At 70.8% G+C, this 13188-nt stretch carries 12 protein-coding genes and 1 pseudogene; 7 read left to right on the top strand and 6 right to left on the bottom strand.

Annotated elements, in window-relative coordinates; all coding sequences use genetic code 11:
- Window positions 1-221: 221 nt before the first annotated feature.
- Window positions 222-1016 carry a metal-dependent hydrolase gene (locus tag H300_RS0118795; RefSeq protein WP_078516129.1) on the bottom strand — a complete coding sequence of 265 codons (795 nt, stop codon included), beginning with the start codon at window positions 1014-1016 and terminating at the stop codon, window positions 222-224.
- Between the two features lie 151 nt (window positions 1017-1167).
- Here H300_RS0118795 and H300_RS0118800 point away from each other — a divergent pair, with 151 nt between their 5' ends.
- Complete coding sequence (locus tag H300_RS0118800; RefSeq protein WP_028428655.1) at window positions 1168-3681, top strand: DEAD/DEAH box helicase; 2514 nt, start codon at window positions 1168-1170, stop codon at window positions 3679-3681.
- Window positions 3682-3706: 25 nt separating this feature from the next.
- Complete coding sequence (locus H300_RS0118805; RefSeq protein WP_028428656.1) at window positions 3707-4576, top strand: acyl-CoA thioesterase; 870 nt, start codon at window positions 3707-3709, stop codon at window positions 4574-4576.
- A gap of 529 nt (window positions 4577-5105) precedes the next feature.
- On the opposite strand, the gene H300_RS0118810 is transcribed toward H300_RS0118805, so the two are convergent.
- The gene (locus H300_RS0118810; protein ID WP_028428657.1) at window positions 5106-5528 is read right to left on the bottom strand and encodes a roadblock/LC7 domain-containing protein; all 423 of its coding nucleotides are present in this window, start codon (window positions 5526-5528) and stop codon (window positions 5106-5108) included.
- A 212-nt stretch (window positions 5529-5740) separates the two neighbouring features.
- On the opposite strand from H300_RS0118810, the gene H300_RS0118815 reads away from it, so the two are divergent.
- Both H300_RS0118815 and H300_RS27820 read left to right on the top strand, forming a co-directional pair.
- A complete protein-coding gene (locus H300_RS0118815; protein ID WP_028428658.1) occupies window positions 5741-6832 on the top strand; it encodes an LLM class flavin-dependent oxidoreductase in 1092 nt (363 codons plus the stop codon).
- A 98-nt stretch (window positions 6833-6930) separates the two neighbouring features.
- Window positions 6931-7566: pseudogene (locus H300_RS27820) on the top strand (NAD(P)H-dependent oxidoreductase).
- A gap of 67 nt (window positions 7567-7633) precedes the next feature.
- Here the strand turns inward: H300_RS27820 and H300_RS0118825 are convergent.
- Window positions 7634-7816: a hypothetical protein gene (locus tag H300_RS0118825; protein WP_028428659.1), complete on the bottom strand. Its 183-nt coding sequence runs from the start codon at window positions 7814-7816 to the stop codon at window positions 7634-7636.
- A 226-nt stretch (window positions 7817-8042) separates the two neighbouring features.
- Between H300_RS0118825 and H300_RS0118830 the strand changes: the two genes are divergently transcribed.
- Window positions 8043-8363, top strand: coding sequence for a hypothetical protein (locus H300_RS0118830; protein WP_028428660.1), 321 nt, complete (start codon window positions 8043-8045; stop codon window positions 8361-8363).
- Here the strand turns inward: H300_RS0118830 and H300_RS0118835 are convergent.
- The gene (locus H300_RS0118835; RefSeq protein ID WP_028428661.1) at window positions 8336-9133 is read right to left on the bottom strand and encodes an SGNH/GDSL hydrolase family protein; all 798 of its coding nucleotides are present in this window, start codon (window positions 9131-9133) and stop codon (window positions 8336-8338) included. The genes H300_RS0118830 and H300_RS0118835 overlap by 28 nt on opposite strands.
- Window positions 9134-9309: 176 nt before the next feature.
- Complete coding sequence (locus H300_RS29440; protein WP_051270199.1) at window positions 9310-10122, bottom strand: hypothetical protein; 813 nt, start codon at window positions 10120-10122, stop codon at window positions 9310-9312.
- Window positions 10123-10322: 200 nt separating this feature from the next.
- Here H300_RS29440 and H300_RS27830 point away from each other — a divergent pair, with 200 nt between their 5' ends.
- Window positions 10323-11450 carry an MBL fold metallo-hydrolase gene (locus H300_RS27830; RefSeq protein WP_037980987.1) on the top strand — a complete coding sequence of 376 codons (1128 nt, stop codon included), beginning with the start codon at window positions 10323-10325 and terminating at the stop codon, window positions 11448-11450.
- A gap of 90 nt (window positions 11451-11540) precedes the next feature.
- Complete coding sequence (locus H300_RS30515; protein ID WP_199779210.1) at window positions 11541-11813, top strand: SGM_3592 family protein; 273 nt, start codon at window positions 11541-11543, stop codon at window positions 11811-11813.
- A 99-nt stretch (window positions 11814-11912) separates the two neighbouring features.
- Here H300_RS30515 and xylA read toward each other — a convergent pair whose 3' ends face one another.
- A complete protein-coding gene (xylA, locus tag H300_RS0118855) occupies window positions 11913-13085 on the bottom strand; it encodes a xylose isomerase (protein ID WP_028428663.1) in 1173 nt (390 codons plus the stop codon).
- Between the last annotated feature and the right edge of the window lie 103 nt (window positions 13086-13188).

The raw sequence follows: 13188 nt of genomic DNA on the forward strand, positions 1-13188 counted from the left end.
CGGCGGCCATCGCTTCGTCGACGCCCTCATGGCGACTCTCACGGACCCGGCGCTCCGCTCGCTGCCGCCCGTCGGGGCGATCGACCAATCCGTGGACAGCACCGACGTGACCCCAGTTCGCCGATCGCCGCACGCCCTGCATCAGGCCGCCTGCGCCGGCCGCCCCGCAGCAGCAGGTGCAGGTGCAGGCCGGGCCACCGGTCCCCGGGCCAGTCGGGCTGTCAGCCGAAAACGCCCAGGGCGAACAGGGCACTCGCGGTCCCGGCCAGGGCGAAGAACGGCATCAGGACGTTGCTCTCGACCCAGGCGCCCGCCCGGAACCTCATGAACCGCGGGGTGCCGAGCGGGTACCACCGCTTGCCCCCGATCGGAAGCGGCCAGAGGATGGGGCAGCCGGAGATGGTCAGGGCGTCGCCGATGTTGTGCACCATCGCGCCGAGGACGATCGGCAGGCCCAGCCAGAGGTACTCGTAGCCGGCTCCGGTGAGCAGCCAGTCGGAGCCGTTTCCCGGCTTGTCGAGTATCCCCGCCAGGATCCAGGCACTGGTCGCCCCCAGCAGCCAGACGAGCACGTCGCTGGACACCCGGGCCATCCGCCAGAGGAGTCCCTCCACGGCGAGCACCATGTGCACGAAGAGGATGCCCAGCACCGCCCAGCGTCCGCCTGCGACAGCAGCAGCGGAGAACCCGGCCCCCGTGACCAGGGCCCAGAGCCAGGTGTGCGTGAGGGTGCGGTGACCGCCCGAGCGCTTGCGCTCGCCCTTCCCCCGCGTGGCGTTGAACACCGCGGTCGAGGTCACGTCGATGACCCCGCACAGCGCCTTGGAGAAGGGCCCGAAGGCGCGCGAGATCGTGGCGCTCTTGGTGTCCAGGTCGGGAGCGAGAGCGGCCCCGGAGCAGATCAGGGCTCCGGCCAGGAGGACGGGCCAGGGCATCGGGTGATCCAGCACGGCAGCCACCGCGCCCACCCCCAGCCAGGCCGCACCCCCCGAAAGTGAGTGTGCCGGTCCCATCATGTGTGCCCCACCCCATCGCTGTGCAGTTCGAACCGCGCCCGTTGCCACCGGCCCCCGAGGGAAGCCCTCTTGGCGCCACAGCGTAGTGCCACGTGATCTTGCCTCTTCGGCCGGTTCCCCCGTTCCGGCCGGGGGAGGGCAGTATGGGGGCGTGACGCTTACCGATCAGATCCCGACCGACGCCGACCCCGACGCGCTTTTCGACGTGTTCACCTCCTGGACCCAGGAGCGGGGCATCACCCTCTACCCGGCGCAGGAGGAAGCACTGATCGAAGTGGTGTCCGGGGCGAACGTGATCCTGTCGACTCCGACGGGCTCGGGGAAGTCGCTGGTCGCGACCGGCGCGCACTTCGCCGCCCTGGCCCAGGACAAGGTGACGTTCTACACCGCACCGATCAAGGCTCTCGTCTCGGAGAAGTTCTTCGACCTGTGCAAGATCTTCGGGACCGAGAACGTCGGCATGCTGACCGGAGACGCGTCCGTGAACGCCGACGCGCCGGTGATCTGCTGCACCGCCGAAGTGCTCGCCTCGATCGCGCTGCGCGACGGGCGGGCCGCCGACGTCGGGCAGGTGGTGATGGACGAGTTCCACTTCTACGCCGAGCCGGACCGGGGCTGGGCGTGGCAGATCCCGCTCCTGGAACTCCCGGACGCGCAGTTCGTACTGATGTCCGCGACGCTGGGGGACATGGCGAGGTTCGAGGAGGACCTCACGCGTCGCACCGGGCGGCCTACCGCGGTGGTCCGGTCGGCCAGCCGACCCGTCCCGCTGAGCTACGAGTACCGGACCAGCACCCTCACCGAGACGCTGACCGAGCTGCTCTCGACCCATCAGGCGCCTGTCTACATCGTGCACTTCACCCAGGCGCAGGCGGTGGAACGGGCGCAGGCGCTCATGAGCATCAACATGTGCACCCGGGCCGAGAAGGACCAGATCGCCAAGCTGATCGGCAACTTCCGGTTCACCACCTCGTTCGGCCGCAACCTCTCGCGCTACGTCCGGCACGGCATCGGCGTGCACCACGCGGGAATGCTGCCCAAGTACCGCCGTCTGGTGGAGCGCTTGGCGCAGGCGGGGCTGCTGAAGGTGATCTGCGGGACCGACACCCTGGGGGTGGGGGTGAACGTCCCGATCCGGACGGTGCTGTTCACCGCACTCACGAAGTACGACGGGACCCGGGTCCGCACCCTGCGGGCCCGGGAGTTCCACCAGATCGCCGGGCGGGCGGGGCGGGCCGGGTTCGACACGGCCGGCCTGGTGGTGGCGCAGGCGCCGGAACACGTGGTGGAGAACGAGAAGGCGCTCGCCAAAGCCGGCGACGACCCGAAGAAGCGCCGCAAGGTGGTGCGCAAGAAGGCTCCGGAAGGGTTCGTGAGCTGGGGGGAGAACTCCTTCGAGAAGCTGATCGCCTCCGAGCCGGAGCCGCTGAACTCGCGCTTTCGGGTCACCCACGCGATGCTGCTCGCCGTGATCGCCCGGCCCGGTGACGCGTTCGGTGCGATGCGCAGGCTGCTGGAGGACAACCACGAGGACCGGAGGTCGCAGCTGCGGCACATCCGCCGGGCGATCGCGATCTACCGTTCGCTGCTGGACGGCGGCATCGTGGAGCAGCTGGCCGAACCGGACGCGCAGGGCAGGAGCATCCGGCTCACGGTCGATCTCCAGGAGAACTTCGCCCTCAACCAGCCGCTGTCGACCTTCGCGCTCGCCGCGTTCGACCTGTTGGACCAGGAGTCCCCCTCGTACGCGCTGGACATGGTCTCGGTGGTGGAGTCGACGCTCGACGACCCGCGACAGATCCTCGCCGCCCAGCAGAACAAGGCGCGCGGCGAGGCGGTCGCCGAGATGAAGGCCGACGGCGTCGAATACGAGGAGCGGATGGAGCGGCTGATGGACGTCGGCTACCCCAAGCCGCTGGAGGAGCTGCTCTTCCACGCCTACGGGCTCTACCGCACCTCGCACCCCTGGGTGGGCGACCACGCGCTCTCGCCGAAGTCGGTGATCCGGGACATGTACGAGCGGGCGATGACCTTCGGGGAGTTCGTCTCGTACTACGAGCTGGCCCGCACCGAGGGCATCGTCCTTCGCTACCTGGCCGGCGCCTACAAGGCGCTGGAGCACACCGTGCCGGACGACCTGAAGTCGGAGGACTTCCAGGACATCATCGAGTGGCTCGGGGAGATGGTCCGCCAGGTGGACTCCAGCCTGCTCGACGAGTGGGAGCAGCTGGCCAACCCGGCCGAGGAAACCGCCGAGGAGGCTCAGGAACGGGCGGACCACGTCCGGCCGGTGACGGCCAACGGGCGCGCGTTCCGGGTCCTGGTCCGGAACGCGATGTTCCGGCGGGTGGAGCTGGCGGCCCTGGACCGCTTCCACGAGCTGGGCGAGCTGGACGCCGAAGCGGGTTGGGACGCTGACGCCTGGTCCGCGGCGATGGAGGGCTACTGGGCGGAGTACGAGGAGCTGGGCACCGGCCCGGACGCGCGCGGTCCGAAGCTGCTGCGCATCGAGGAGGTGCCGTCGGACCGGCTGTGGCGGGCCCGGCAGACCTTCGCCGACCCGGAGGGCGACCACGACTGGGGGATCTCCGCCGAGGTGGACCTCACCGCCTCGGACGCGGAGGGGCGTGCCGTTCTGAAGATCACCGAGGTCGGCCAGCTTTGACGACCGTGACGAAGGAGTACCACTGATGTCGGAGAGTCCGGCCGAGCGGCTCGTGGACCTGCTCGACCTCGAACAGATCGAGGTCAACTTCTTCCGCGGCGAGAGCCCCCAGGAACATCTGCAACGGGTCTTCGGCGGCCAGGTGGCCGGCCAGGCACTCGTCGCGGCGGGGCGCACCACGGACGGGGAACGGCCCGTGCACTCGCTGCATGCGTACTTCCTGCGACCCGGGGTGCCCGGCATCCCGATCCTGTACGAGGTGGAGCGGGTCCGCGACGGGCGTTCCTTCACCACCCGGCGGGTGGTGGCGGTGCAACAGGGAAAGACGATCTTCAATCTCACCGCCTCCTTCCATTCGCCCGAGCCGGGCATCGAACACCAGTTGCCGATGAGGGAGATGCCGGAGCCCGAGTCGCTGCCCCGGCTGGCCGACGAGATCCGCGGCCATCTGGGGGCGCTGCCCGAGTCGCTGGAGCGAATGGCCCGTCGTCAGCCCTTCGACATCCGCTACGTCGAACGGCTGCGCTGGACGGAGGACGAAGTGCGGGACGCGGAGCCGCGCAGCGCGGTGTGGATGCGTGCGGTGGGTCCGTTGGGGGACGATCCCCTGGTCCATACCTGTGCCCTCGCCTACGCCAGCGACATGATGCTGCTCGACGCGGTGCGGGTCCCGGTCGAGCCACTCTGGGGCCGCAGAGGTTTCGACATGGCCTCGCTCGACCACGCGATGTGGTTCCACCGGCCGTTCCGCACCGACGAGTGGTTCCTCTACGACCAGGAGTCGCCGATCGCCACGGGCGGGCGCGGCCTGGCCCGGGGCCGGATCTACGATCGGGCCGGGCGACTGCTGGTCTCGGTCGTACAGGAGGGGCTCTTCCGCCCGCATCCGGACTGATCGGTTCCGAAGCCGACTTGCCCCGATCGGGCGGGTCAGGGCGGGGACGGGGACTCGACGGAAGGGACGCGGAGGACGGGGAACCGCAGAGCGGACGGACCACGTGACGGCGGGGCCGGGGCGAGGACGGGTGGTCCCGGCCGGACGGGTCGGGGCGTGGATACCGCCTGACCGCCACCGCGTCCGTGGCTTCGAGCAGCACGCGCGCCCGCCACCATGCGGTGTGGGCCGGGGGCGTCCCGGTCGGCGACCTCCCCGCCGCGGGTGTGCGGGCCGGCACGGCCCACCGCGCGGTGCCGGCCTCGATTCCGCCATCTGCTGCGAACGGCACAGCTCGGCCCCCCGTCACGGTTGCTCCCGTCAGCAGTCGACTTCCGACTGCTGTGCAAGGACCGTAACGCGCTGTCGCCGCCTCCGCGGAGGCTGTGGACAACTCGGAGAAACCGCAGTTCAGCTTGGGTCCGTCCGCCGTGCTGCACACCGGGACGCTCACTCGCCCGGCGTGGGACCAGGCGATCGGCTCCGCCGGTCAGCCCCGCTCGGCGAAGGAGTCGGCGTGGCTGCCGGGCTCCCGGGTGGCGACGGCCAGATGCTCACCCACCCGCCTCACCAGCAGCGTCATCTCGTAGGCGACCTGCTCGACGTCGGCCTCCCGGGCCGTGAGCACGGCGAGGCAGCTTCCCTCCCCGGCAGCGGTGACGAACAGGGCCCCCTCGTCGAACTCGATCATGGTCTGCCGTACCGGCCCCGCCGTGAAGCGCTTCCCCGAGCCCTTCGCGAGACTGTGCAGCCCGGAACTCACCACCGCCAGTCGCTCGGCGTCCGACGGTACGAGTCCCTCGCTCGCACCGGTCACCAACCCGTCGGTCGAGAGCACGAGGGCGTGCCGGACACTGGGCATGCGATGTATCAGATCGTCGAGCAGCCAGTCGAGGCGGGCGCTCAATGCCATGGCCTTTCCCCCTCCGTCTGCGCCGCGGTCAGGCGCCACATTCCCCCTACCCGCCGTCACCCCCCGGCCACACCTCGTCAGCCGCCCGATACTGCGTGATTGCTTCCGGGGCCTGCGGCCGCACCCGGCCGGGCGGAGCCCGGGAATACTCACGCGGCAGGTACTGTTGCCGAGATATTATTGAACGTTCAACTTTGCGGAGGGCGGTTTCGATGCAGTTCGGAATCTTCACTGTCGGAGACGTCACCCCGGACCCCACCACAGGACGCGCACCGAGTGAGCACGAGCGCATCAAGGCGATGGTGACCATCGCGCTGAAGGCCGAGGAGGTCGGGCTGGACGTGTTCGCCACGGGTGAGCACCACAACCCGCCGTTCGTGCCCTCCTCCCCCACGACCATGCTCGGCCACATCGCCGCCCGCACTTGGCGTTTGATCCTCTCCACGTCCACCACGCTGATCACCACCAACGACCCGGTGAAGATCGCCGAGGACTACGCCATGCTCCAGCACCTCGCGGACGGCCGGGTCGACCTGATGATGGGCCGCGGCAACACGGGGCCGGTCTACCCCTGGTTCGGCCAGGACATCAGGCAGGGCATCCCGCTGGCGATCGAGAACTACGCCCTGCTGCACAAGCTGTGGCGCGAGGACGTGGTGCACTGGGAAGGCCGGTTCCGCACCCCGCTCCAGGGCTTCACCGCCACGCCCAGGCCACTGGACGGCGTTCCGCCCTTCGTCTGGCACGGCTCGATCCGCAGCCCGGAGATCGCCGAGCAGGCCGCCTACTACGGCGACGGCTTCTTCGCGAACAACATCTTCTGGCCGAAGGATCACTTCAAGCGGCTGATCGGGATCTACCGCGAACGGTACGCCTACTACGGCCACGGCACCGCCGAGCAGGCGATCGTCGGACTCGGCGGGCAGGTGTTCATGCGGCGCAACTCCCAGGACGCAGTGCGCGAGTTCCGCCCGTATTTCGACAACGCCCCCGTCTACGGGCACGGCCCGTCGCTGGAAGAGTTCACCGAGCAGACACCACTGACCGTCGGGAGCCCCCAGGAGGTCGTCGACAAGACCCTGACCTTCCGGGAGTCCTTCGGCGACTACCAGCGCCAACTGTTCCTGATGGACCACGCGGGGCTTCCGCTCAAGACAGTCCTCGAACAGCTCGACCTGCTCGGCGAGGAAGTGGTGCCGGTGCTGCGTGCGGAGTTCGCCCGCAACCGGCCGGCGGAGGCGCCCTCGGCACCGGTGCACCCGTCCACCCGCGACGTCCTCGCCGACGCCGCCCTGCCGGGCTGACCCGCGCCGACCGTACGCGCCCGTTGCAGCTTCGCGCTCAGGCGCCGCGGCGGACACCGACGACGAGAGCCGACCCGAAGAGTCAAGGAGCTCGACCGATGAGGACCTGCACCATCGCCGTGGTGGCAGCCGGCCTGGGCACCCCCTCCTCCACGCGTTTGCCCGCCGACCACCTCGCCACGGCCGTCCGGGACCGGCTGACCGGAGCTACAGACGCCGAAGTCACCGGTACGGCGGTCGAGGTGCTGGAGCTGCACGACCTCGCCACCGAGACCGCCCAGCGCCTAATCAGCGGTCACACCTGTCTGCCACGCGTCCTACGGCGGCCCGTCCAAATCGTTCCTGGACGCGTTCGAACCCCGGGCACTGGAGGGGAAGCCGGTACTGCTCGGGGCGACCGGGGGGCAGCAGCCCCCCGGCACTCTCTGGTGCTGGAGCACGCCCTGCGGACGGCCTTCTCCTTTTTGCGGGCGCGCGCTGCTCCGACCGCGGTTTACCCGGCGGCGGAGGACCGGGGCGGCGGCGCCGGCGCCGATCCGCTCGCCGACCGCATCGGACGGGCTGCGGAGGAACTCGCCACACTCGTCGGATCGGAGGAACGCGCCGGAGACGGGCGCTCCCCCGCGACTGCCGAGCTGCCGGGCGATGCCGTCGTGCCCATCACCGAGCAACTGGCCGCCGTCGCAGCCGGAGGCGCGCCCCGCCGCGCCCCGGAAGCGGCTGCGCACCACTGAACGAGCGAATCTCCACGAGGGCTTCGGCCGTCCGCCGGGGCGTGCCGGCCGGTGGCCGCTGCCGCCCTCAGCGGCCCAGTTCCTTGCGGGACACCCGACGCAACCGCCTGCGCTGCGAGGGGTCCAGCGTGAGATACGCGACTGCGGGGACCCCGACGACGATCAGTAGTACGGCCCAGAACGGCAGCCAGATCAGCAGCAGCAGGCTCACCGCCACGCCGCCCACGACGGCCTTCCCCTGAGTACTCATTCCCATGCGCCTCCTCCGCGTCAGCGACGAGTGCCGCTTCCCTCCATTGAACGCCCCGAAGGCGTCGGCCGTTCCGTCCCGCGTCCCGGGCCCCACAGCCGCCGACCGTACGACCCGTTTCCGGTCCGGGACCCCTCTACGGTACTCTCGGCGCCTCCCGCAGCAAGTAGTCGAATTTGCGGAGTACCCGACGGCAGTGTCCCGGACCACCACCGCAACACCTGGCATGAGCACCTGGCCCCGCGCACCGACGCCGTCCGTGGGCGCGGACGCCCTGCGGCTGCCCGCGGCGGGAGTGCCCTGGCCGGTGGCCGAGCGGTTGCGGATCGGCTGCGGCGACGACCCGGAGCAGTGGGACCGCGATCGCCGCCCGGAGGCCCGGCAGGGGACAGCAGTCCAAAGGGGACTCCTCCTGAAGTCCCGGCCACGGGGCGGGGTGGAGGCGCGCGCAGGGCACGGCAGGTGGCGGCCGGCCGACGCGGTGCGCGCCGGTCGGCCGCGTGTCCGGGTACGGACGGCTCAGGCCGCGGCCTCCATCACCGGGTAGTAGCCGCCCGACTGGCCCGCAGCGGTCGGGTGGTAGGAGTCGGTGATCGGCCAGGTGATGCTGTGCAGCCAGGCGGAGCCGGAGCACAGCTCGTGTCCGGAGAAGGTGTCGCGCACGTCGCCGAAGGTGTAGCCGTGATCGGCGGCCCGCTTGGCAGTGATCTCGTTGAGCTGGTCGGAGGCACCGTTCAGGGCCGCCCTCGACCGCTCGCTGATGCCCAGGCAGGCGGTACCGAGCTGGTACATCCGGGGGTATCCCAGCACCACGACGTCGGCGTTGGGCGCGCGGGCGCCGATCTCCCCGTACACGGTGTCCAGTCGGCCGGGCAGCGAGTTCTCGATGTACGTCGTGGCCTGCGCGACGCGGGAGAGGCAGGCGCTCTCGCCCTGCAGCACGCAGGTCAGCATGACGTCGGCGAATCCGGCGTCGTTCCCTCCGACGCTGACGCTGACCAAGGTGGTGGAGGAGTTGACGGGACCGAGCTGGCCGGCCAGGACGTCGTCCGTGGTGGCTCCGGAACAGGCCGTGAAGTGGAAGGACGAGGGCGAGTTGGCATCCGCCCAGAGCCGCGGATAGGCCCGGGTGCTGCGCTTGCAGTCGCCACTGCCGCTCTCGTAGCTCCCCGCACCTACCCCGGAGGAGTACGAGTCGCCCAGCGCGACGTAGCTGTCCGCGGCCTGTTCCGCTGCGCTCGCGCTGCCGCTCAGTGCGGGTAGTGCCAACAGGGCCGCGAGCGCGGCCGGGACGGTCAGCAGTCTGGACAGTTGCACGGAACCTCCCGAGTGGGGGGACATGGAGGATTGCCTGTGCACTCCGTGGTATCAGGGGGACGCACCGGCGAGAAGTGTCCATGCCAAAGTTTTCGTTCATGGTCGGACCTGGAGAACGAAAAAGACAGGTTCCGGTCAGCGAATCGACCCGGACGAGTGACGGTATGTCACCCGGCTCAGCGCAGCGGCTCGTCCAGCTTCGCGTCCACGTCGGCCGTCAGACTGCAGGTGACCGTCCTGATCCCCCTCAGGTAGCCGCTCAGCTTGGGGAACTGGGTCAGGGTCCGCAGCCGCAGGTCCGACGGCTGCTCGCGCCCCTTCTCCGCCAACTCGCCCGTGCAGATGGCGTCCGCCTCGCCCTTGAGCTCGTCGTCGGTGTCGAACTCGCCGCTCAGCTTCTCCTGGTGGACGACCTCGCCGTCGTGTGCCACGTCGCAGGACAGCTTCTCGTTGTACCCGCTCTCCTCCTCCGTCAGATCGAAGCAGTCACCGGGCCGGAGCTGGTATGCGGGCCGGGCCCCGCTCGTGGGTGTCGCCATGCTCGATTCCAGGTCGCCCGACGGGCTTTCCGTCGGGTCGTCCCCGTAGAGGTCGTCCTCGGCACGGTCCTGGGCCGTCTCCTCCGGGGAGGGGGAGCCGCCGGGGTCGGCGGAATCCGAGGAGCCGGGCTCCGAGGTGCTGCCGGTGGGTGCGGGCGAAGCGACGGCCGCCTCGTCCTCGGAGCCGCCGGTGAGCAGCAGCGCTCCCCCGACGATGAGCGAGGCGGCCACGGCGACCGCCGCCAGGGTGAGCACGAGCCGCCTGCGGCCCCCGCCGGACGGCGGAGGCGGGGGGCCGAAGCCGTAGCCGTAGCCGTAGCCGCCGGGCGGGCCGTACCCGCCGTATCCGCCGAGGGGCGGCGGGCCGGGGAGCCCCCGGGCGGGAGACCCGTGGCTTCCGCCGCCGGAGGGGGGTGGCGGCGGGTGTCCGGGCGGCGGCGGCATCGTCATGTGCGAAGCCTTTCACGGACGTTCGGCGGTTCCGGCCGCCGGTGGGGCCCGCAGGCCACGCCCCGAGGGTCTGGCCCGCGGGGCGTGGCCTCGGAGGGACGTGGGTCTCGGCTGCCGCCGGGTCGGCGGGGCAGCCCCGGCGGCGGAACAAAACAGCGGTCCTCGGATGTTGTATCCGCATCGACTGAACAGGAGGTGCCATGAGCGGTCTGCGACCCGCTTCGTTCGGCGCACAACCGGCCGGTGAGCGACTGAGCCGCATCGAGAGATCACCGCACTTCGACACCGTGGCCGGGATCTTCCGCAATCCGCCGGCTCCCCGCACGGAACCGGCGCCCGCACCGGGCCGGGGCACGATGCTCCGCAGCCTGCTGCGGCGCGAGGGCCGTCGTCCGGAGTTCCCCATTCCCGTCCAGCGGCCCAGCCTCGGTGCTCCGCCGGACTCGGGCCTTCGGCTGACCTGGCTCGGGCACGCAACCGTGCTGGCCGAGATCGACGGGCAGCGTGTCCTGTTCGACCCGGTGTGGGGCGAGCGCTGCTCCCCCTTCGGTTTCGCCGGGCCCCGGCGCTTCCACCCGGTGCCGCTGCCGCTCGCGGAGCTGGGCCCCGTCGACGCGGTGATGATCTCGCACGACCACTACGACCACCTGGACATGCCGACCGTGCAGGCGCTGGCCGCCGCCCGGGTGCCCTTCGTCGTTCCGCTCGGTGTGGGTGCCCACCTGGAGCACTGGGGCGTGCCCACGGAGCTCGTCTCCGAGCTCGACTGGCACGAGCACGTCCGGATCGGCGGACTGACCCTCACCTGCTCCCCCGCCCACCACTTCTGTGGCCGCGGCCTGCGCAACAAGCAGCACACCCTGTGGTCCTCCTGGGCGGTGGCCGGCCCGGAGCACCGGATCTTCCACAGCGGCGACACCGGTTACTTCCCCGGCTTCGCCGACATCGGGGCCGAACACGGGCCGTTCGACGCGACCATGATCCAGGTGGGCGCCTACAGCGAGTTCTGGCCCGACATCCACATGACTCCCGAGGAGGGCCTGCGCGCCCACCAGGATCTGGAGGGCGGCACTCTGCTGCCGATCCACTGGGGGACTTTCAACCTCGCTCCGCACCTGTGGGCGGAACCCGCGGAACGCACTCTCGCCGCCGCGTCGTCAGCGGGCGTCCGGACGGCCGTACCGATGCCCGGTGCGCCCTTCGAGCCCGCGTCCGCCACCCTGCCCGTGATGCCCTGGTGGCAGGGGAAACCGGCCTCCGCGGCGGGGAGCGCTGCGGCAGGCTCGGCCGTGCCGACACCGCCTCCCGGGCCGGGCCCGGTCGCCTGAGGACCAGGCCTGCCCGGCCGGCGCGGGAACATCGGTGCACTCCAAAACGTTCGGGGGGTACGAAGCCGTATCGGCGGACGGAGGCTGATCGTGGGCACCGAGCCACAGGGCCAGGGCGACGACCGGGGGCGCAGCGGGGGCGGACGCGAGGGCGAGGAGTGGGACGACCTCGTGCTGGACGAGACCTTCATACGCGAGGCCGAGGTCAACGAACCGGCCGCGCGCACCCGGATGCTCCAGGAGCGGTGGCGGGACGCGCCCCCGGAGCCGCAGCCCTGGCGCGCGGACGCCCCGCCGGCCGGCTGGTTCTGGAGCAAGAGCCGCCGCAAGGCCCGTAGGCGCAACCGCCGGAAGGACGACTGACCGGGCGCCCGAACTGGGCAGTCCCGTCCGCACTGGACCCCGCAGCAGCGGGGGCCACCGTGCGGACGGGAGGCACGGACACGCCGTCGGGCGGGTCCGTCAGCCGCGGGCACCCAGCAGGTGGTCCATCGCGAGCTGGTCGAGCCGCTCGAAACCCGTGCCGCGGGCGGCGTGGACCGACACGTCGTACTCCTCGAAGGCCGAACGGTCGGCGAGGAGCGCGGCGGGCGTTTCCGAGGGGTCGAGCGTGGGCACCGCGAGTTCGTCCAGCTTGGACTCGCGCAGCGCTTCGGCCACCTCGGGGTCGGCGCGGAAAGCCGCGGCCCGGTCCTTGAGGATCAGGTAGTTGCGCATGCAACCGGCCGCCGACTCCCAGACGCCTTCCATGTCCTCAGTGCGCGGCGGCTTGAAGTCGAAGTGCCGCGAGCCCTCGTACCCGGCCGTCTCCAGCAGGTCGACCAGCCAGAACGCCGCCCGCAGGTCGCCGCCGCCGAAACGGAGGTCCTGGTCGTACTTGATGCCGGACTGGCCGTTGAGGTCGATGTGGAAGAGCTTGCCGGCCCACAACGCCTGAGCGACGCCGTGTGGGAAGTTCAGACCCGCCATCTGCTCGTGCCCGACCTCGGGGTTGACGCCGAACAGTTCGGGCCGCTCAAGCTGGTCGATGAAGGCCAGGGCGTGGCCGAGCGTCGGCAGCAGGATGTCGCCGCGCGGCTCGTTCGGTTTCGGCTCGATGGCGAAGCGCAGGTCGTAGCCCTGCTCGGTGACGTACTCGCCGAGCAGGTCGAAGGCCTCCTTCATCCGGTCCAGCGCCGCCCGTACGTCCTTGGCCGCGCCCGACTCCGCGCCTTCCCGGCCGCCCCAGGCGACGTAGGTGCGCGCGCCGAGCTCGGCCGCGAGGTCGATGTTGCGCAGCGTCTTGCGGAGCGCGAAGCGCCGTACGGAGCGGTCGTTCGCGGTGAACGCACCGTCCTTGAACACCGGATGGGTGAAGAGGTTGGTGGTGGCCATCGGGACGGCCATCCCGGTCTCGTCCAGTGCGGCGCGGAACCGCTTCACGTGTCCCTGGCGTTCCGCGTCGGAGGAACCGAACGGGATGAGGTCGTCGTCGTGGAAGGTCACCCCGTGCGCGCCGAGCCCGGCGAGCCGGCGGACCGACTCGGCCGGGTCGAGCGCGGGCCGGGTGGCGTCCCCGAACGGGTCGCGCCCCTGCCAACCCACGGTCCACAGACCGAAGCTGAACTTGTCCCGCGGTGTCGGCGCATAGTTCACTGTGCGGCCCTCCCAGCATTTCGTCATTGTCGTTAACAAATTAGTATGCCCTAGCAGTCAAGGGAAGCCCGGCGAGCCCGCCGATGAGGTATCAACGAAATGA

Source organism: Streptomyces sp. TAA040, from assembly GCF_000424845.1.